The following is a 19,872-nucleotide window of genomic DNA, read 5'->3' on the forward strand; positions in this document are numbered from 1 at the left end:
GCACACGGTTGGCCGGCCGCGGTCGGTCTGACCTCCGTCCGAAGGGGTGGGGCGGCGAGCACCCGTCCGGTGCCCACACACCCCACCGCCGACGTGCCGCCCCGATCAGGCCGGTACGGGCACCCGACTGCGCCCGCGCCGACCGCGCCCGCTCCCCACGCCGTTGTCGGCCTCCGGGTTGTCGGCCTCCGGCTCCACCGCCGGTTCGTCACGGGACAGGTCCATACCCGGGAACCCGTCCCTGTTCGACCCGGCCGACCGGTCGTCGTCACCCGGATCGCTGGCGGACGCCTCTTCCAGCGGCAGACCGGTCGGGTCGTCGGCCGGCGGGAGGTCCGGCAGTTCGTCGCGGAGCGTGAGGAACCGCTCGTAGTCCGTACCCGCGCCGTAGCCCGGGTCGGACGGGTAGCCGGGCGCCGGGGAGACCGGTACGGGTGCGTAACCGGGCTCGTCGTCCAGCGGGCGGGCGTCGGGCAGGGCCGGTGCCTGGGCGTTCGGGACCGGTTCGGTCTCCTCGCCCTGCACCCGCTGCTCGGCCTCGGCGTCCTCGATCGAACTGGTGGTCATGGTCGGGCGGTTGCGGGCGAACCGGCCCCGGCCCCGGGACAGGTCGTGACCGACGGCAACCGCCTCCATCTCGTACATGGTGCGGTGGTTACCGGCGTCGTCGACCCAGTCCCGGGTGTACATCCGCCCGACCACGATGACCGGGTCGCCGGTCATCACCGAGGAGGCGACGCCCTCGGCGAGCTTGCGCCAGCAGTTCACCCTGACCCGCAGGCTGTTGCCGTCGACCCAGCGTCCGCTCTCCCGGTCGAGCCGGCGGGCGGTCGAGGCGACCTTGAAGTTGGTCACCAGCGTGCCGCTCTGGGTGGTACGCCGCCACTCCGGGGCGGTGAGCACATTGCCCACGATCGTTACATAGGTGTCGAACATTCTCTCTCCGTAGCAATCACGATGGATCAGATGAATGGCTTCGAGTCGACTCGCCGTCGAGACTGGCAACACGGCAGCCGTCGCGCCACCGTCCGGACGCGAGCTGTGGACAACCCGGCGACCGGTGGATAAAGCCCTGATCAAGCGCGAATGTGCTATGTCGAGATAACGTCATGCCCGTGGAACCGGATCTGCTCGGCGCAGCGTACGAGAGCCAGACGATCGATCTCGGGCACGACGACGAGGGCCCGGTACGGGCCACGCTGGTCCGGCGTCGAGCCGAGCGGCCCACCGGTCGCGCGGTGCTCTACCTGCACGGGTTCGCGGACTACTTCTTCCAGGCACACCTGGCCGACTTCTTCGTCGAACGTGGCTGGGACTTCTACGCGCTCGACCTGCGCAAGTACGGCCGCAGCCTGCTCCCGCACCAGACGCCCAACTTCTGCCGCGACCTGACCGAGTACTTCCCCGAACTCGACGCCGCCGCCGACATCATCCGTGAGCAGGACGGCAACCACACCCTCCTGGTCAACGGACACTCGACCGGCGGCCTGCTCGCGGCACTCTGGACACACGCGAGGCGCGACACCCCGCTCGTCGACGGGTTGTTCCTCAACAGCCCGTTCTTCGACCTCAACGCCCCGTGGCTGGCCCGCAGACCGCTCGCCGCGGCCGTCGCCCAGTTGGCCCGGCGGATGCCGTACCTGGTCATCCCGCTCGGTCTGTCCCCGGTGTACGGCCAGAGCCTGCACACCGAGCACCGGGGCGAGTGGACCTACGACCTGACCTGGAAGCCGCTCGGCGGTTTCCCGGTCCGCGCGGGTTGGCTGGCGGCGATCCGTCGCGCCCAGCGGCAGGTGCAGCGCGGGCTGGCGATCTCCGTACCGGTGCTGCTCGCCTCCTCGACGCGGAGCTACCGGAGCGGGACCTGGCACGAGTCGGCGACGCTCGCCGACTCCGTGCTCAACGTGGCGGACATGGCCCGCTGGGCGCCGATGCTGGGGCGACACGTGACCCTGGTCCGGTTCGACGGCGGCCTGCACGACCTGACCCTGTCCGGCCCGGCCGTACGCGAGCAGGTGTTCACCGAGTTGGATCGGTGGGTCGGCGCCTTCCTCGACCGAACTCCCCCGGCTGCGGAGAATCCGACCAGCGCACCACCGGCCCCGACTCCTCATCCGGCTCCGGCGGCTGCGTCCATTCCTGCCCCTCCGGCGCCCGGTACGGCGCAGGCTCCGGCTGCTGCTCCACCGCCGGCTGGTACGGCGGCCGGCCGGGCTCCCGGTACCCCGTAGGTCCCGGCACCTGGTACGCCCGCCGATCCTGCCCGTCATACCCACGCCGGTCCGGCGCCTGAGGCAGATCCTCGTACGCCCGCCGTTCCGGCGCCGGGGGCAGATCGTCGTACGCCCGCCGTTCCGGAGGTTGCGGCCGCTCCTCGTACGCTCGCCGTTCCGGCGCCGGGGGCCGCTCCTCGTAGACACGCCGTTCCGGAGGTTGCGGCCGCTCCTCGTACACCCGTCGGTCCGGCGGCTGGGGCCGTTCCTCGTACGCCGGCCGACCCGGTGGCTGGTCTCGGTCCTCGGTTGAGCGCAATGCCCGTTGCTCGCCGGTCCGCCACGAACCCGGCCGACCCCCACCCCGCCGCGGCCCGGGCCGGTCGACGGGTGGACGCGAAACCGGGCGGGAGACCGGCTGCTCTGCCTGCGGCTGCGGAGCCGGCTGTTCCGGGCCTCGGCGCAGCCCCGGCCGTTCCGCTGGCGAACCGGACACTGGGCGGACCGGCGGCGGCCAGGTCGGCTGCTGGCCCACCCGACGGGCCGGGCTCGCCGCGGGCGCGGCCGGGTGGAACGGCAGCCACATCCCCTGCCGCCAGACCAGCAGGTCACGGCTGAGCGGGTGCGGGTCACCGGCGAAGAAGACCCGGTCCACCGCCCGCCGGGCCTTCTCCCGTCCGGGCCGGGACTGGGAGCCAGTGACGATCACCACGTCCCGGGCCGGCACACCGATGACCAGTTCGCCGGGAACGGACTGCTGGAGGTCGTCCCAGAACTCGTCGACCAGCATCACGCTGGACTCCAGGCCGTCGAAGGAGAGCAGCAGCGCGGGCGGCTGGCCGGAGATCCGCAGCCGGTTCATCGCCAGGTCGAGGTGCTGCATCGCGGTACGCCGAAGGGCCCGCCGTCCGACCCCGCTCCGCTCCAGGTCCGCCCAGGTAACCAGGCGTTCACCGTACGGTGGGCCGAACGAGTAGGCGATGCCGATGTCGTCGGAGAACTCGTCGAGCAGCGTGTCTCCGCCGACCTGCTCGTCAGCAGTCGACACAAGCAGCGGCAAAAACTGGGTGCTCGTCACCTGCACCCGTGAAAACCTAGTATGTGCTGGCCGGGCCGGCGACCCCCCGTCCAGCCGGACACTCGTCCGGCAGCGCGGGTACCCTTCTCGCGCGCGTAATACAGCAGGCGCTCGTAGCTCAGCGGATAGAGCAGGGGACTTCTAATCCCAAGGTCGTAGGTTCGATCCCTACCGGGCGCACCACATAACAGCAGCTCAGAGCGGTTATTGACGGAGCGGGGCGGCGAGCGGGGCGGTGACCGGGCCGGTCCCGGCGACGCGGTGTCGCAGTGGTTGCAGTTTCTCGGCGAGAGCTCCGGGCTCGATCGGCAGCCAGGCGGATCCGCTGACCTCGTCGGCCTGGAGCCTCAGGTGCGGCGGTTCGGCGACTGTGAAGGCGTACCGCAGGTCGAAGTGCCAGTGTTCGGGTTCACCCCTGGCCGGGTTCGCCGGGAACCGGTGCACGCCGATGTCGACCGGGAACCGTTCCAGGACGACCAGGGCACTCGCCCCGATGCCGGTTTCCTCTTCGACCTCGCGCAGCGCGGCGCCGAGCAGGCTGGTGTCGTCCGGCTCCAGGTGCCCGCCGGGGCAGAGCCAGCGGCCGAGCACGTTGTGCCGGATGTGCAGTGCCTGCCAGTCGCGGTTGAGCAGCACGGCGGAGCAGGTGAGGTGGCCGGTGAAGGTCGACCGGGACAGGATCGCCGTACGCGCGTCGAGCCCGGCCAGCAGCGGGGCGAGCCGGTCCCGCTCGGTGCCGTACCGGTCGAGGTATGCCTCGATGGTCGCGTGCACCTCGGCCAGGTCGATCATCGGCGTACCCCTGCCTGCTCGGAGCGGATCGTCTGCCGGAAACCTACCGGGACCGGAGCACCACGTCCTTGCTCAGGCCCGCCCAGCCGGTGGCGCGCGCCTGCGTGATGGTGTCCCGGAGCGCGTGGATGTCGACGGGGTGCTCCACGCCGGCCCGGATGACGTTGACCGCGAAGTGGTCGCAGAGGAAAACCAGCAGTTCGTCGTCGGCGTGCATCACCTCGCAGATCCCGGCGACGGCGCGTCCGCGCAGCAGTCCGGCCATCCCCTCCAGCGCCGCCAGTTCGTGCCCCTCGACGTCGATCTTGAACAACAGCGAGTCGTCGGGGTCGAGGACGATCCGTTCGTCCAGCCGGAAACAGTCCACGGACACACCGCGGTCGCTCGGCAGACGCAACGAGGAGACCCCGGAGTGCTTGTGGAAGTTCAGCCGCGCGGTCCCGGACGCGTCGCTGGCCGCACCCTCGTGCAGCACGATGTCCGGATAGTCCGCGCCGCTGTGCCGTACGGTCTCGCGCAGCCGGTGGAGCACCGCGGGGTTCGGCTCGACCAGGTGCAGTTGACGTAGCCGCTGGTGGTAGCGGGTGGAGAAGGCGACCTCGCCGTAGTTGGCGCCGATGTCCAGCGCGACGGTGGGGCGGAGTTCCTCGGCCAGCCGGCGCCAGGTGGCAACCGCGCTCCGGTCGAGGTTGCCGTGGTACATCGCGAGGAGCACACCTCGGATGTCGGTGGGATCGGCGTGCATGCGTACGCCGATCTCGTTGCGGAACGCGCCGGACCTCGCCCGCAGCGCCGTACGCTGCGCGACGATGCGTACCCGCTGCCCGCCGGAGATGTGGAACGCCTGTCGTAGGACCGACCGGAAGGTGGCCACGCCCGCCTCCTTGCTGCTCAAGCCTGCAACTCGAATCACGCGCACGGAGTACGGCGCCCTCACCGCAACGAGACAGGTAGCGGGAAGGTGACGCGGTGTCGTGAATCGATCAGTCGCAGGCCGAGCGGAAGGCGGTCAGTCGATCGGCTTCGCCGGCTCGGCCGGGGTGTGGAAGGGGGTCGAGGAGCGGCTCCCCCGTCGGCGTTCCTCGCGCTTGGCCCGCTGTTCGGCGCTGTACCGCTTGCGTGCGGCGAGGTCCCGCTTCCAGCCTTCGCGGGCCTCGGCGGTGGTGCCCTGGACCGCGTTCTCCACCGTCGGCGGCCCGAGGATCTTGAACAGGAAGTCGAACATCCGGTCCTGCCCGGCCACCCGCCCGAAGAACGATCGTTTCGACCCGGATCCACCCACGTCAACCACACTCCCGCCGCCAAGACCCAATATTTGGTACGCCAATAGTTTGCACACCAACTACTGGCCGGGCAAGGGGCGGGAGTGTGATCCCCGGCGGCCGGTCAGTCCTCGGTCGTGCCGGCGTCGCCGACGCCCTGGGTGGCGGCGATCAGCCGGGTCAGGGACCCGTGCAGCCGCTGCAACTCGTCGAGTTCCATGCCGAGTCGTTCGACCACCGCGGGCGGAATCAGCTCGGCCTGCGCCCGCAGCGCCCGCCCGGACTCGGTCAACACCACGGCAAGCGCCCGTTCGTCCTGCGGATCCCGGTGCCGCCGGATCAGGCCGTTCGCCTCCAACCGCTTCAGCAGTGGTGACAGCGTGCCGGGGTCGAGCTGCAAAAGCTGGCTGAGCGCCTTGACCGACAACGGCGTGGTCTGCCACAGCGCCAGCATCACCAGGTATTGCGGGTGGGTGAGTCCCATCGGTTCCAGCAACGGCCGGTAGAGCGCCACCACGTTGCGGGACGCGACGGAGAGCGCGAAACAGACCTGCCGCTCCAGTGCGAGCGGGTCGATCGGTTCCTGCCCGTCGTCCATCGTCGTCTCCCCGCTCGCTCGCCCGGTCCCGTTGCCCGGTGCCACCGATGTCGGGGCGAAGGCTACCGGGGCTGACCAGGGCACCGACACCACACCGCCGGACGGGTACGGATACCCGGCCGGCGGTGTGCTGTCGTGCGGATGGTTACTGGACCGGGAAGCCGTACCGGGCGGCGTGCTCGGGGTCGGCCGGGTCGATCTGCCGAATGCCCTCGTCGGCCAGCCGCTTGTTGATCTCGTCCAGGTGCTCGCGGACGAGTTGCGCCTCTTCCTCGGTGGTCTTGCCCCGGTGCGGCTTGCCCGCGTGCTCCAGCGTGGCGTAGTCGAGCCGGTCGGCGGCGGTCTTCTTGGCCGCCCGCGCCGGCTTGATCCGTTCCGCCGTCTTGAGCAACTGCGCCATCGGTACGTCGGTCGCCAGCGCGTCGAACTCGCTGGCGGTGAGCACCACCCGGCGCGGCTCACCGCCTCCGTGGCTGTCGTAGATCTCGACGACGGCGACGTCCAGCGACGCGTCGTCGATGCTCTCCACCTCGACCGACCTGGCCTCCAACTGCACGGGTCCGGCCACCAGGTCGGGGTGTTCCAGGACGACGACGCGAACCACCTCGTCGTCGGACTGGAGGACCTTGCCACTGAAGTCGGAGACGTGAACGGTCTTTCTACCCATGCGCGAAACTTCTCCTGTCCGGGGGTACTGCCAGGGCCAGAAGACGAAGTTACCCGACAGGTGTGCGAACGACGGGGTAGGGCCGGTGTGTCGTCGTACCCCGTCGGTTCAGCCCGCCCCCGACGTCGCCGGCAGCGCCTCCAGCTCGGCGAGTTCGGCGTTCCTGGCCTTCTCCAGGCCGGCCGCGACGGCCTTGGCCCGGTCGTTGCTGCCGGACACCTGCTCCGATCGGGACACCACCGCGCCCTGGGCCAGGTGCTCCCGGATCAGGGTGACCGCGCGGGCACCGAACTCGGCCGGCGGTGCCTGCTTGAGGTCGGCCAGCCGCAACTCGGTGATCATGCCCGGCATCTGGTGCCCCTCGTGGACGTTCTCCTCGGGCACGTTCCCGGCCGCCAGCAGCGACCGCATCTCGCCCACCTCGGTCCGGTGGATCGCGGCGAGCCGGCCCGCCAGGTCACGCAGCGCCGGTGTGGCCGCCTCGCTCGTGCCGAGGTACGAGAAGAACACCAGGGCGCTGTCGTTCATCGGAATCATCAGCTGGAGGTACGCGACATCCGTGCCGTTCAGCACGATCGGCGCCGCTGTCGGCGCCGGTTGGTTCGCCTTCGCCCGGGACCCGTCCTGCCCCCAGCCCTGCACCAGCGCCACGGCCAGCGCCGTCGCGACCAGGATCGCGACGGCGCCGGCGAGGCGCCAGTTACGGGTTCGGGCGGGCCCGACACCCACACCGGTCATCAGCTCAGCACCTACCTTCAGCGGGCGGCTTGGAAGGCGCGGCCGACGGCGGTCGCCTCGGTGCCCGTACGGAACAGTCCGGACTGGTCCTTGTCCGTGGCCGGCAGGCCGAACCAGGCGTACCGCTGCACGAACGACAGGCTGGCGAGCATGTTCGTGGACGCGGTGACGAACGCGGCCTGCTGGTCCTGGGTCGGGAAGCGCTGACCGCCGTTGACGAAGTTCATCAGCGCGAACTCGGTCAGCCAGATCGGCACCTTGTACCGGTTGTAGACCGCGGTCAGGTACTGCTTGAGCTGGTTGACGGCGTTGGTGGTGTTGAAGTCACCGCCGTACCAGTGCAGGGCGATGAAGTCGACCCGCAAGCCTCTCGCCTTCGCACCCGACATGAAGCGGTCGAGCCAACCGCCCGCGTCCGCACCGCCCCAGGCAACCGCCGGGCTGCCCAGCGTGGCGCCGGTGGCGACCAGTTGCGGCCACAGGTCGAGCGCCGCCTCCGGCGTCATGTTCGACTGCTCGGCCATGTCCGGCTCGTTGAAACCGAGCAGGTACGGCCCGGCCGCCTTCGCCTTGGCGAGTTCGGCGGGAGTGACGCTCTTCGCACCCCAGAGCATCGGCACGAACTGCACCCCACCCGGGGTGGTGATGCCCGAATGCCCGGTGTTCCAGGTGTAGTACCAACTCGCCTTCGAGTTCGCCAGGGCCTGACTCACCCCGTCGAAGTTCCAGACCGCGACACCCTTCTTCGCCGACGAGACACCCGGCCCGGCCGGCGGCGCCTGGGTGCTCGGCTTGCCGGTCGGGGTCGCCTTCGGCGGCGTACTCCCGGTCGACGGGGTGGCCGACGTGCCCGCGGTCGCGGTGGGCGTACCAGGCAGGCCGGACGGCGACGCCGGGCCCGCCGGGCCCGAGCCGGTCGACGACGAGGCGGACGTCGAGGCCGACGGACCCGAAGCTCCGGGTACGACCGGCACGTTGTTGCAACCACTGAACAGCACCGCACTGAGCAGCAGGACCGCGGCGACGGGTCGGAGCTTTCCGAGGATGGGTCGTGACGTCATACGGGGGCACACACCTTTCTCTGTCCGCCGGAAACAGTACGTGGAAAGCGTCGACGAACTCGACTCGGATCCCTTATCTTTCACTTAACTCTCGACCCCGTACGGCTTGTTTTATCTTCGCCTTAAATCTGTAATCCACGGATCCGATCCGGGTCACCCTGAGGGAAGGCAAGCGGGCACGGCAACGGAAATCGGCGCACACAATTGCCACCGGCAATCATGCACGGCGAGCCCGATCGACGCGATCGGGAACGGAAGAAGTCGCTTCAGCCGGCGGCTTGGAAGGCGCGGCCGACGGCGGTCGCCTCGGTGCCCGTACGGAACAGTCCGGACTGGTCCTTGTCCGTGGCCGGCAGGCCGAACCAGGCGTACCGCTGCACGAACGACAGGCTGGCGAGCATCTTCGCGGACGCGGTGACAAACGCCGCCTGCTGCTCCTGGCTGGGGAAACGCTGACCGCCGTTGACGAAGTTCATCAGCGCGAACTCGGTCAACCAGATCGGCACCTTGTACCGGTTGTAGACCGCGGTCAGGTACTGCTTGAGCTGGTTGACGGCGTTGGTGGTGTTGAAGTCACCGCCGTACCAGTGCAGGGCGATGAAGTCGACCCGCAGATTACGCGCCTTCGCACCCGACATGAACCGGTCCAGCCAACCGCCCGCGTCCGCACCACCCCAGGCAACCGCCGGGCTGCCCAACGTCGCACCCGTCGCGACCAGTTGCGGCCACAGGTCGAGCGCCGCCTCCGGCGTCATATTCGCCTGCTCCGCCAGGTCCGGCTCGTTGAAAGTGAGCAGATACGGGCCGGCGGCCTTCGCCCGGGTCAGCTCGGCGGCGGTCACACTCTTCGGGTCCCGGATCATCGGCACGAACTGCACCCCACTCGGGGTGGTGATCCCCGGATGCCCGGTATTCCAGTTGTAATACCAACTCGCCTTCGAATTGGCCAGCGCCTGACTCGCACCGTTGAAGTCCCAGACCGCGACACCCTTCTTCGCCGACGACACCGCCGGCCCGACGGCGGGCGCCTTGCTGCTCGGCTTGGCCGTCGGGGTCGCCTTCGGCGTCGGCGGGAGCGGACTGGGCGTGGCGCTCGGGGTGACTTCGAGCGGCGCCACGCTGGCCTCGGCCGCCGGAGGCGCCGCGGACGACGGCGGCGACCCGGTCACCTTGGTCACGACCAGCGCCCCGGTCACCAGGGTGGCCACGGTGGCGGCGGCGACCATCACCTTGCCGGCGCTGCCGGCGAACAGGTGACCCAGCCAGCCGGAGTGGTCGACCGCGGACGGGTCGGGGGTCCAGGACGCGCCGCTGCCGGCCGGGTCGACCGGGGGCGTCGCCGCGGCGGCGTGCGGGGTGGCCGCACCAGCGTGGGCCGCAACGGCAGCGGCGGCCTGATCACCGAAGCTGGCCGGCAGCGGGAGCAGCGGCAACCCGGCGAGCAGCCGGTCGATCGGGAGGAAGTCCTCGCGGTAACGGCCGCAGACCAGGCAGTCGCGTACGTGCCGGGCCAGGCGCTTGCGCCACAGCGGGGTGGGGGTGCCGTTCCAGCCCGACGTCATCACGCGCAGGTCGTTGCAGCCGGGTCGGCCACGCAGCGCCCGCACGACCGTACGGGCGGTCTGGATCTGTTCCTTCATGCGGTGGATACGTACGGCGGCGTGGCTGGCGCTCAGCCCGAGCGCGGCGGCGAGGTCGGCCCGGTCGAGTTCACCGGTCTCCTCCAGCCACCACAGGGCGAGCAGTTCCTGGTCGTCGGAGTCGAGCCAGCGGGTCGCCTCGGCCACCTCACGGCGCTGGTCGGTCAGCCCGAGCCGGAGGATGGTCACCTCGGCAAAGTCGGCCGCCGGGTCGGGCACCTCGTGGATCGCCTCGACCCCGGCGTCGCGGATCAGGGCGGTGCGGCGGTGCTGTTCCCAGTTGCGGATCTGCCGGATGGTGATCGCCACCAGCCAGGGCCGGAACGCCTCCGGGTCGCGCAGGTCGGACAGGTGCCGCACGACCCGTACCAGGGTCTCCTGGACCACGTCGTCGACGTCGACGTGACCGCGCAGCGCGCGGCCGACGATGTTGTAGACGAGCGGCAGGGAGTCCGCCACCAGGTCGTCGAGGGCGTGCGGGTTTCCGCGCTGGGCCGCGATGACCATTCCGGTATCGGGTACGCCCCGACCGACTCCGGACATGGCGTTTCACTCCCCTTCGATCGTGACCGCGCGTGCGGTTGCCCGCCCGATTGTCGCGATGCGCCCGGGCCTCAGGGCGCGCTGGGTCGGCTACATCCGACCTCTCCCTGTCAGGAGACTGATGCGGGCCCGACGGATTACAAAAAACCTCCACGATTTGACCAGCGGCGAGACGGCGCAGGTTAGGCGGCCGACAAACGGCCTGTCAACCCTGGCACAGGCGGCCATCGCCGCAGGTGGGAGGGGTGACGCGCCCGAGGACGGCAGGTCGCCGTTGACAACGATCCGTTGACATTGCGGGCCGTCGGCCGGAGCATCTCGGGCATGGGACATCCCGGCGAGCGGCCGAGCCGGTCGCTGCGCGACCATCGGATCCTGGCGACCACCGCCGCCGCCACGGACCCGAGCCCGGAGCAGGTGCTGGAGGCGCTGGCACTGCTGGACGGCGTACGCGCGGACCTGGATCGGATCGAGCGCGCACTGATCGAGTCGGCGCGGGAGCGGCGGACGAGTTGGGCCCGGATCGCCGCCGCGCTGGGCCTGGCCTCGCGACAGGCGGCCGAGCAGCGCTGGTTGCGACTGCGGGGCGAGGCCGGCCGCGACCCGATCCAGGTACGCGGCGCGCTCCAGCGTCAACGTACTGTTGACAATACGTACGGGGTGGCGATCCGGCGCCTCCGTACGGCCGTTGTCAACGCGTACCGGCAGCTTGAGGCCGATCCCGACTGGGATGCCCGGCACCCGCGCGCGGCGTTGGCCCGTACCAGCATCGCGGTGGCCCGTACGGCCGCACCCGGCGCACTGTATGCACTGGTCATCGACGCTCTGACCGATCTCGACGCGATGACCGCCGCACCCGCGTCCCCGCAGTCGCTCCCGGAGCCGCTGCGGGTAACCCTCGGTCGGCTGCGCCGGGCCGCCGACGCCGCCCGTCCGCTGCCCCCGAGCTGAGGTGGGACGGGACGGATCGTCTTGACACCCGTACCGCACCCCGTCCAGGATTGAGCCCACTCGACTCAAGCCTGGGGGTATCGGGGTGGGACTGCTCCGGGAGCGCAACACGTTCCTCTTTGTCGGCGTCTCACTGGTCGCCGGATTCGCCGGTACGGGAATGTCGCTCGCCGCCGGGCTGTGGGCGATGGACCTGACCGGATCGGCCAGCCTCGCCGCCGTCGCCAGGGCGTGCGTGTTCGTGCCGAGCCTGGCCGGGCCGGTGCTCGGTGCCCTGGTCGACCGGCTGCCCCGCCGACCACTGCTGGTCTGGACCAGCCTGGTGCTGTCCGGACTGCTCCTGCTGCTGCTCGCGGTCCGCTCCGCCGACCAGCTCTGGCTGCTCTACACGGTGATGCTCGGCTACGGCGTCAGCTACGTGCTGCTGGACGCGGGCGAGGCGGCGGTCCTGCCGGCCGCGCTGCGCGACGACCAACTCGGTGAGGTCAACGGTCTGCGGATGACCGCCCAGGAGGGCACCAAACTGGTCGCCCCGCTGGTCGGTGCCGCCCTGTTCACCCGGGCCGGCGGCCACGCGGTCGCACTGCTGACCGCGACCCTGCTGGCGGTCGCCGCCGCCCTCTACGCCGCGATCCGCACCACCACCCCGCCGGTCAAGGCCCCGTCGGCGACCGAGAACGACAGCAAGGGCAGCTTCCTCGCGGGGTGGGGATTTCTGCGATCGAGGCCACCGCTGCGCGCGGTGGTACTCGTCGCGGCGGTCAGCATGCTGATGGCCGGGCTCGGCACCGCGGTGCAGTACGCGGTGGTCGACGACGGCCTGCACCGGCCGGTCGCCTTCCTCGGCGTACTCGCCTCCGTTCAGGGTGTCGGCTCGATCGCCGGCGGTCTGCTCGCCGGCCGCCTGCTCGACCGGTACGGCGAACTGCCGCCCGCCGCCTGGGGAGCGCTGCTGCTCACCGCCGGTACGCTCCTGCGCTGCCTGCCGTGGACCCCGGCGGTGCTGGTCAGCGCCCTGCTGATGGGTGCCGGTCTGCCGTGGACGGTGATCGCGGCGATGACCGCGGTCCAGCGCCAGACCCCGCACGCGCTGCTCGGCCGGGTCGCCGCCACCGCCAACTCGCTCGTCTTCGCGCCGACCTCGCTCACCCTGCTGACCGGGGCCGGACTGCTGGCCGTACTCGACTACCGGATTCCGCTCGCCGGGTCGGCGCTCGGCACGCTGCTGGTCGGAGGCTGGGCGCTGACCCGCCGCTACGGCGCCCCGGCACAGGACGCCGCCACCGCGCCCGTTCCAGCGACTACCGGCACCGACAGGGGTGTGGCGGACGTGGTACACCGTTAACCACGGCCCGCTACCGGAGGAGTGACCCACAGTGGATATCGGCGTGTTGGTGAGCCAGGCGTTTCCGTACCTGGGCGCGGTGGCGGGTGCGTACGGCGGCGCGGTGCTCCAGCGACTCCAGGACGAGGCGACCAACTCCACCGTCGAGCTGGGCCGGCGCCTGCTCGCCCGGCTGCTCGGACGGGACGAGTCCCGGCCGGCGATCGAGGCGGCCGTCACCGACCTGGGCGAGAACCCGGACGACGAGGACCTCCAAGCCGCCGTACGGGCCCAGGTGAAAAAGGCGCTGGCCGACGACCCCGAATTGGCGGCCGAGATCGGACGGGTGCTCGCCGACGCCGGAGTCCCCGGCACTGCCAAGTACGCCGTCACCGTCACCGGTTCACAGGGTGTGCAGGTCGGCGACGGCAACACCCAGACCAACACCTTCGGCGCGGCCCCGGCGTGACCTCGACCACCCCTCCCACCACGGTTTAGATCCGGGACCAAACTCGACGCCGCCCGGCTCACCCATTTACAAGGGCCCTTACCGCACAAAAAGGGATAATAAGGTGCCCCTTCCTTCGGCGGGTGGGGAGGTGGATTGGCGCGCGTGCCGGCGGGGCATTAAGCGCGTGCGCGCCGGGCGAGCACAGCCCGTCGCCTGTCGACCGTGGGGCAAAGGAGCAGCATGCAGGTCTGGCCGGGGGAACCGTATCCGCTGGGAGCGACCTACGACGGCACCGGAACCAACTTCGCGATCTTCTCCGAGGTCGCCGAGTCGGTGGAACTCTGCCTCTTCGACGAGTGGGACCTCGGCGCCGAGCGTCGGGTCAAACTGCAGGAGGTGGACGCGTACGTCTGGCACGCGTACCTGCCGGGGGTGCAGCCGGGGCAGCGCTACGGGTTCCGGGTGCGCGGCCCGTACGACCAGGCGAACGGGGTCCGCTGCAATCCGAACAAGCTGCTGCTCGACCCGTACGCGAAAGCCGTCGACGGTGAGGTGACCTGGGACCCGGCGGTCTACGACTACGACCTCGCCGACCCCGACCGGATGTCGGAGACCGACTCGGCGCCGTTCATGCCGAAGGCCGTGGTGGTCAACCCGTACTTCGACTGGGGCAACGACAAGCCCCCGCGTACGCCGTACCACCACTCGTTCATCTACGAGGCGCACGTACGCGGGCTGACCCGGCGGCATCCGGAGGTGCCGGAGGAGTTGCGCGGCACGTACGCCGGAATCGCCCACCCGGCGATCATCGAGCATCTGACCCGGCTCGGCGTGACCGCGATCGAACTGATGCCGGTGCACGAGTTCGTGCACGACCACCGCCTGTCCGACCTGGGGCTGCGCAACTACTGGGGCTACAACACCATCGGTTTCTTCGCCCCACACCACGGCTACTCGGCGATGGGCCGGCTCGGGCAGCAGGTGCAGGAGTTCCGGGGCATGGTGAAGGCGCTGCACGCGGCCAACATCGAGGTGATCCTCGACGTGGTCTACAACCACACCGCCGAGGGCAACCACCTCGGCCCCACGCTCTCCTTCAAGGGTGTCGACAACCCGTCGTACTACCGGCTCTCCGAGGAGGACCGGCGGTACTACGTCGACTACACCGGCACCGGCAACAGCCTCAACGTACGCAGCCCGCACTCACTCCAGTTGATCATGGATTCGCTGCGCTACTGGGTCCAGGAAATGCACGTCGACGGGTTCCGGTTCGACCTGGCCGCGACCCTGGCCCGCGAGTTCTACGACGTGGACCGCCTCTCCACCTTCTTCGAGGTGGTCCAGCAGGACCCGGTGGTGAGCCGGGTGAAGCTGATCGCCGAGCCGTGGGACGTCGGCCCCGGCGGTTACCAGGTAGGCAACTTCCCGCCGGTCTGGACCGAGTGGAACGGCAAGTACCGGGACACCGTACGGGACTTCTGGCGCGGCGAGCCGGCCACGCTGTCCGAGTTCGCGTCCCGCATCTCCGGATCCGCCGACCTCTACCAGGACGACGGTCGCCGCCCGTTCCACAGCATCAACTTCGTCACCTGCCACGACGGCTTCACCCTCGCCGACCTGGTGTCGTACAACGACAAGCACAACGACGCCAACGGCGAGGAGAACCGGGACGGGGAGGGGCACAACCGGTCCTGGAACTGCGGGGTGGAGGGGCCGACCGACGACCCGGGCGTACTCGCCCTGCGGGCCCGGCAACGACGCAACTTCCTCGCCACCCTGCTGCTCTCGCAGGGCGTACCGATGATCGGCCACGGCGACGAGCTGGGCCGGACCCAGCACGGCAACAACAACGCCTACTGCCAGGACAACGAGCTGGCCTGGGTCGACTGGGAGAACGTCGACGAACAGCTACTGGACTTCGTCCGTACGCTGTCCGCCTTCCGGGCCCGGCACCAGGTCTTCCACCGGCGGCGTTTCTTCACCGGCCTGCCGGTACGCACCCGTTCCGCCGACGCCGACATCCCCGACCTGGCCTGGTACACCCCGGACGGGCGGGAGATGACCGGCGAGGACTGGGGCAACGACTTCGGCCGGGCGATCGCGCTCTTCGTCAACGGCGACGGCATCCGCGAACGCGGCCAGTACGGCCAGCGGCACCGGGACAGTTCGTTCCTGCTGCTGTTCAACGCACACGACGCGGCACTGGACTTCACCCTGCCCGGCGGGGAGTTCGGGCAGAAGTGGGAACGCGTCGTCAGCACCGCCGAACCCGACCCCGACGAACCGACGGTGATCGACACCGGCGGGACCGTACGGGTGCCGGACCGTTGCCTGGTAGCGCTGGAGAGGATGGTGTGACATGCCGACGGGCGCGTACCCCCGGATAACCGCGACCTACCGGGTGCAGGTCCGCCCCGGATTCGACCTCGACGCCACCGCCGGCCTCGCCGGCTACCTCGCCGACCTCGGCATCACCCACCTCTACAGCGCGCCCCTGCTGACCGCCTCCCCCGGTTCCGCGCACGGCTACGACGTGGTCGACCCGCGCGCGGTCAACCCCGAACTCGGCGGCGAGGCCGGTCGGCGGCGACTCGTGCACGCGCTTCGTGAAGCCGGACTCGGCCTGGTCGTGGACATCGTGCCGAACCACGCCGGGGTTGCCGTACCGGCGGCGAATCCGGCCTGGTGGGACGTGCTGCGGCGGGGACGCGCATCGGCGTACGCCGGATGGTTCGACATCGACTGGTCGCGGCCCCGGCTGCTGCTCCCGGTCCTCGCCGACACCCCGGACGCGCTCGCCGACCTAAAGCTCGCCGACGGCGAGCTGCGCTACCACGAACACCGGTACCCGATCGCCGACGGCACGGCCGGCGGCAGCCCGCGTGAGGTGCACGACCGGCAGCACTACGAGCTGGTCTCCTGGCGGCGCGGCGACAACGAACTCGGCTACCGGCGGTTCTTCGCCGTCTCCGACCTGGCCGGGTTGCGGGTCGAGGACCCGGAGGTGTTCGCGGCCACCCACGCCGAGATCCTGCGCTGGGTCGCCGAGGGCGACGTCGACGGCATCCGGGTCGACCACCCCGACGGCCTGCGCGACCCGGCCGGCTACCTCGACCGGCTCCGGGCCGCCGCGCCGGACGCCTGGCTCGTGGTGGAGAAGATCCTGGAGTACGGCGAGGAGCTGCCGGACTGGCCGGTCGACGGCACCACCGGGTACGAGTCCCTCGCCGCGATCTGCGGCCTGTTCGTCGACCCGGCGGCGGCCGGCGACTTCACCGTCCTCGACACCACCCTCACCGGCCGCCCCACCTCGTGGCCGTCGCTGATGCACCGGTGCAAGCGGGTGGTTGCCACCACGCTGCTCGCCGCCGAGCTGAACCGGCTGGCCCTGCTCGTGCCGGAGGTCCCGCCGGAGTCGGCTCGCGCCGCGCTCGCGGAGCTGGCCGCCTGTTTCCCCGTGTACCGGGGTTACCCGCCGCACGGTGCCCGGCACCTGGCGATGGCCCGGTCCGAGGCCGGACGCCGCCGGCCGGACCTGACCTTCACCCTGGACGCGATCACCGCCCACCTGCGCGACCCCGACGACGAACTGGCGCTGCGGTTCCCGCAGTTCACCGGGGCGGTGATGGCGAAGGGGGTGGAGGACACCGCCTACTACCGGTGGACCCGGTTCGTGGCGCTCAACGAGGTCGGCGGCAGCCCGGCCCAGTTCGGTGTGCCGCCGGCCGAGTTCCACCGGGCGGCCACCGACCGCCAGGCGCACTGGCCGGCGGGCATGACGACGCTCTCCACCCATGACACGAAACGCGGTGAGGACGTCCGGGCGCGGCTGGCCGTACTCGCCGAACTTCCCGGCGACTGGGCCCGGCAGGTACGCGACTGGATGGCCCGCGAACCGCTGCCCGACCCGAGTCTGGCGCACCTGCTGTGGCAGACCGCGGTCGGTGCCTGGCCGATCGAACGGGACCGGCTGCACGCGTACGCCGAGAAGGCGGCACGGGAGGCGGCGACCTCGACCAGTTGGTCCGACCCGGACCCGGTCTTCGAGAACGCCCTGCACGCCCTGGTCGACAGCATGTACGACAACCCGGAACTGCACGCCGAGATCACCGGCTTCGCGGACCGGATCACCCCCGCGGGCTGGTCCAACTCGCTCGGCCAGAAACTGGTGCAGCTCGCCATGCCCGGTGCGCCCGACACCTACCAGGGCACCGAGCTGTGGGAGAACTCCCTCGTCGACCCCGACAACCGGCGCCCGGTCGACTTCGCCGTACGGCGGGAACTGCTCGACCGCCTCGACGGCGGCTGGCGGCCACCGGTCGACGCCAGCGGCGCGGCGAAGCTGATGGTCGTCTCCCGTACCCTGCGGCTGCGCCGGGACCGGCCCGGACTCTTCACCGGTTACCGCCCGGTGCCGGTGCACGGCCCGGCCGCCGAACACGCGGTTGCGTTCGACCGGGGCGGGGTGACGGTGGTCGCCACCCGGCTGCCGCTGCGCCTGGCCCGGGGCGGCGGCTGGGGCAGCACCTGGTTGTCACCGTCCGTTAATGATGTGACCGAGCTGTTCACCGGCCGCGTCTACAGTGGCGGACGGGTCCTCCTGGCCGAACTGTTGGCCGACTACCCGGTGGCACTGCTCACCCGAAGCGAGCCCGTGGAGACATCATGACCGAGTTCACGGTCTGGGCACCGGAAGCGGTTCGCGTACGTCTGCGCCTGGTCGGAGCCGGTGACCACGAGATGGTGGCCGACCCGGACGGCTGGTGGCGGGTCGACGTACCGACCGCCGGACCGGGCACCGACTACGCGTACCTGCTCGACGACGACAACCGGGCGCTGCCCGATCCACGGTCGGCCTGGCAGCCCGAGGGGGTGCACGGGTGCAGCCGGCTCTACGACCACTCTGCGTACACATGGTCGGACCAACGGTGGACCGGGCGGCAACTGCCCGGCGGGGTGCTGTACGAACTGCACGTCGGCACCTTCACCCCGGAGGGCACCTTCGACTCCGCCATCGAGAAGCTGGACCACCTGGTCGAACTCGGCGTCGACCTGATCGAACTGCTGCCGGTGAACGCCTTCAACGGCGAGCACAACTGGGGGTACGACGGTGTCTGCTGGTTCGCCCCGCACCACGGCTACGGTGGGCCGGACGGGCTGAAACGGCTGGTCGACGCGGCCCACGCACGTGGTCTGGGGGTGATCCTCGACGTCGTCTACAACCATTTCGGCCCCTCGGGGGCGTACGCACCGCTGTTCGGCCCGTACCTGGCCGAGACGAGCAACACCTGGGGTCGTTCGGTCAACCTCGACGGCCCGCACTCCGACGAGGTACGCCGCTACATCGTCGACAGCGTCATCATGTGGCTGCGCGACTACCACCTCGACGGGCTGCGCCTGGACGCCGTACACGCCCTGCGTGACCAGCGGGCGATTCCACTGCTGGAGGAGTTGGCGACCGAGGTCGAAGCGCTCTCCACCCACGTCGGCCGGCCGTTGTCGCTGATCGCCGAGTCGGACCTGAACGATCCCCGGCTGATCACCCCTCGGGAGGCGGGCGGCTTCGGCCTGCACGCGCAATGGAACGACGACGCCCACCACGCCCTGCACACCCTGCTCACCGGCGAGGAGCAGGGCTACTACGCCGACTTCGGTTCGCTGGAGTCGGTGGCCGACGTACTCACCGGGGCGTTCTTCCACGCGGGCGGCTGGTCGAGCTTCCGGGGGCGCAGTCACGGCCGCCCGGTGGACCGGCACCGTACGCCCGGTCACCGGTTCGTCGCGTACCTGCAGAACCACGACCAGATCGGCAACCGGGCCACCGGGGACCGGCTCTCCGCGTCGCTCTCCCCCGGCCTGCAACGGGTGGGCGCCACCCTGCTGCTCACCGCGCCGTTCACGCCGATGCTCTTCATGGGCGAGGAGTGGGCGGCGAGCACACCGTGGCAGTTCTTCACCAGTCACCCGGAGCCGGAGTTGGCCGCGGCCGTGGCCACCGGCCGCCGCCGGGAGTTCGCCGCCCACGGCTGGTCCGACGGTGAGGTGCCGGACCCGCAGGACCCGCAGACCTTCGCCCGCTCCCGGCTCGACTGGGCCGAGTTGGACAAGCCGGAGCACCGGGAGATGCTCGACTTCTACCGGCGGCTGATCGCGCTGCGCCGCAGCCGGCCCGACCTGTCCGACCCCCGGCTGGACCGGGTCGACGTACGCTACGGCGACCGGTTCGTGGTGGTCCGCCGGGGCCGCTGTGTGATCGCGGCGAACCTGGCCGGCAAGCCGCAACGGATCGACCTTGCCAGTGTGGTGCGCACGGTGTTGCTGGCCACCGGTCCCGGCGCGATCGTGACCCGCAACGGGGTCGAGCTTCCACCGGAGTCCGCCGTCATCGTCGCGGTCTAGTCCAGAACCTATTTTGTACGCGAAAAGCCGGGCCCCCCTTTCACAGGGGACCCGGCTTCCGTTCGCTATTCGTGTTGCTTACTTGGTCCAGACGTCCTGCACGATGTGCGCGGCCTGGTTCTCCCACTGCGCGTACGCATCCGGGAACGCCGACA

At 70.5% G+C, this 19,872-nt stretch carries 16 protein-coding genes, 1 tRNA gene and 1 pseudogene; 8 read left to right on the forward strand and 10 right to left on the reverse strand.

Annotation, left to right across the window (positions count from 1 at the left end; genetic code table 11):
• Positions 1-105: 105 nt before the first annotated feature.
• Complete coding sequence (gene ssb / locus AB0J90_RS27965) at positions 106-936, reverse strand: single-stranded DNA-binding protein (RefSeq protein ID WP_363600781.1); 831 nt, start codon at positions 934-936, stop codon at positions 106-108.
• Positions 937-1,115: 179 nt separating this feature from the next.
• Here ssb and AB0J90_RS27970 point away from each other — a divergent pair, with 179 nt between their 5' ends.
• Positions 1,116-2,231, forward strand: coding sequence for an alpha/beta hydrolase (locus tag AB0J90_RS27970; RefSeq protein WP_363600783.1), 1,116 nt, complete (start codon positions 1,116-1,118; stop codon positions 2,229-2,231).
• A 682-nt stretch (positions 2,232-2,913) separates the two neighbouring features.
• Here AB0J90_RS27970 and AB0J90_RS27975 read toward each other — a convergent pair.
• Positions 2,914-3,297, reverse strand: a pseudogene (locus AB0J90_RS27975) (DUF1444 family protein); the annotation flags it as partial.
• A 101-nt stretch (positions 3,298-3,398) separates the two neighbouring features.
• Between AB0J90_RS27975 and AB0J90_RS27980 the strand changes: the two are divergent.
• Positions 3,399-3,474: transfer RNA gene (locus AB0J90_RS27980), tRNA-Arg, on the forward strand.
• A gap of 21 nt (positions 3,475-3,495) precedes the next feature.
• Here the strand turns inward: AB0J90_RS27980 and AB0J90_RS27985 are convergent.
• The 8 genes from AB0J90_RS27985 to AB0J90_RS28020 all read right to left on the reverse strand — a co-directional run bounded on the left by AB0J90_RS27985 (position 3,496) and on the right by AB0J90_RS28020 (position 10,592).
• Entirely contained in the window at positions 3,496-4,083 is a 588-nt protein-coding gene (locus tag AB0J90_RS27985) for an NUDIX domain-containing protein (protein WP_363600785.1), read from the reverse strand.
• Between the two features lie 43 nt (positions 4,084-4,126).
• Positions 4,127-4,978, reverse strand: coding sequence for an FkbM family methyltransferase (locus AB0J90_RS27990; RefSeq protein WP_363600787.1), 852 nt, complete (start codon positions 4,976-4,978; stop codon positions 4,127-4,129).
• Positions 4,979-5,092: 114 nt separating this feature from the next.
• A complete protein-coding gene (locus AB0J90_RS27995; RefSeq protein WP_326556106.1) occupies positions 5,093-5,365 on the reverse strand; it encodes a hypothetical protein in 273 nt (90 codons plus the stop codon).
• Between the two features lie 104 nt (positions 5,366-5,469).
• Positions 5,470-5,943, reverse strand: a complete 474-nt coding sequence (locus AB0J90_RS28000) for a MarR family transcriptional regulator (RefSeq protein WP_363600789.1) — start codon at positions 5,941-5,943, stop codon at positions 5,470-5,472.
• A gap of 145 nt (positions 5,944-6,088) precedes the next feature.
• Positions 6,089-6,610 carry a hypothetical protein gene (locus AB0J90_RS28005; protein ID WP_363600791.1) on the reverse strand — a complete coding sequence of 174 codons (522 nt, stop codon included), beginning with the start codon at positions 6,608-6,610 and terminating at the stop codon, positions 6,089-6,091.
• 108 nt (positions 6,611-6,718) lie between these two features.
• The gene (locus AB0J90_RS28010) at positions 6,719-7,348 is read right to left on the reverse strand and encodes a DUF305 domain-containing protein (RefSeq protein ID WP_363600793.1); all 630 of its coding nucleotides are present in this window, start codon (positions 7,346-7,348) and stop codon (positions 6,719-6,721) included.
• A 17-nt stretch (positions 7,349-7,365) separates the two neighbouring features.
• Positions 7,366-8,409, reverse strand: a complete 1,044-nt coding sequence (locus tag AB0J90_RS28015; RefSeq protein ID WP_363600795.1) for a glycoside hydrolase family protein — start codon at positions 8,407-8,409, stop codon at positions 7,366-7,368.
• A gap of 266 nt (positions 8,410-8,675) precedes the next feature.
• Positions 8,676-10,592 carry a sigma-70 family RNA polymerase sigma factor gene (locus AB0J90_RS28020; protein WP_363600797.1) on the reverse strand — a complete coding sequence of 639 codons (1,917 nt, stop codon included), beginning with the start codon at positions 10,590-10,592 and terminating at the stop codon, positions 8,676-8,678.
• A 324-nt stretch (positions 10,593-10,916) separates the two neighbouring features.
• Here AB0J90_RS28020 and AB0J90_RS28025 point away from each other — a divergent pair, with 324 nt between their 5' ends.
• The 6 genes from AB0J90_RS28025 to treZ all read left to right on the forward strand — a co-directional run bounded on the left by AB0J90_RS28025 (position 10,917) and on the right by treZ (position 19,717).
• Positions 10,917-11,543, forward strand: coding sequence for a hypothetical protein (locus AB0J90_RS28025; protein ID WP_363600799.1), 627 nt, complete (start codon positions 10,917-10,919; stop codon positions 11,541-11,543).
• 85 nt (positions 11,544-11,628) lie between these two features.
• Positions 11,629-12,888, forward strand: a complete 1,260-nt coding sequence (locus AB0J90_RS28030; protein WP_363600801.1) for an MFS transporter — start codon at positions 11,629-11,631, stop codon at positions 12,886-12,888.
• A 31-nt stretch (positions 12,889-12,919) separates the two neighbouring features.
• A complete protein-coding gene (locus AB0J90_RS28035) occupies positions 12,920-13,336 on the forward strand; it encodes a hypothetical protein (protein WP_363600803.1) in 417 nt (138 codons plus the stop codon).
• A gap of 222 nt (positions 13,337-13,558) precedes the next feature.
• Positions 13,559-15,676, forward strand: coding sequence for a glycogen debranching protein GlgX (gene glgX / locus AB0J90_RS28040; RefSeq protein ID WP_363600805.1), 2,118 nt, complete (start codon positions 13,559-13,561; stop codon positions 15,674-15,676).
• Between the two features lies 1 nt (position 15,677).
• Positions 15,678-17,987 carry a malto-oligosyltrehalose synthase gene (gene treY / locus AB0J90_RS28045; protein ID WP_363600807.1) on the forward strand — a complete coding sequence of 770 codons (2,310 nt, stop codon included), beginning with the start codon at positions 15,678-15,680 and terminating at the stop codon, positions 17,985-17,987.
• On the forward strand, positions 17,984-19,717 hold the full coding sequence (treZ, locus tag AB0J90_RS28050) for a malto-oligosyltrehalose trehalohydrolase (RefSeq protein ID WP_363600809.1): 1,734 nt from the start codon (positions 17,984-17,986) through the stop codon (positions 19,715-19,717). Before treY ends, treZ begins: the two co-directional genes overlap by 4 nt.
• Positions 19,718-19,872 lie beyond the last annotated feature (155 nt).

The sequence above is a fragment of the Micromonospora sp. NPDC049523 genome (genome assembly GCF_040676775.1).
In the GTDB taxonomy this organism is placed as follows: domain Bacteria; phylum Actinomycetota; class Actinomycetes; order Mycobacteriales; family Micromonosporaceae; genus Micromonospora_G.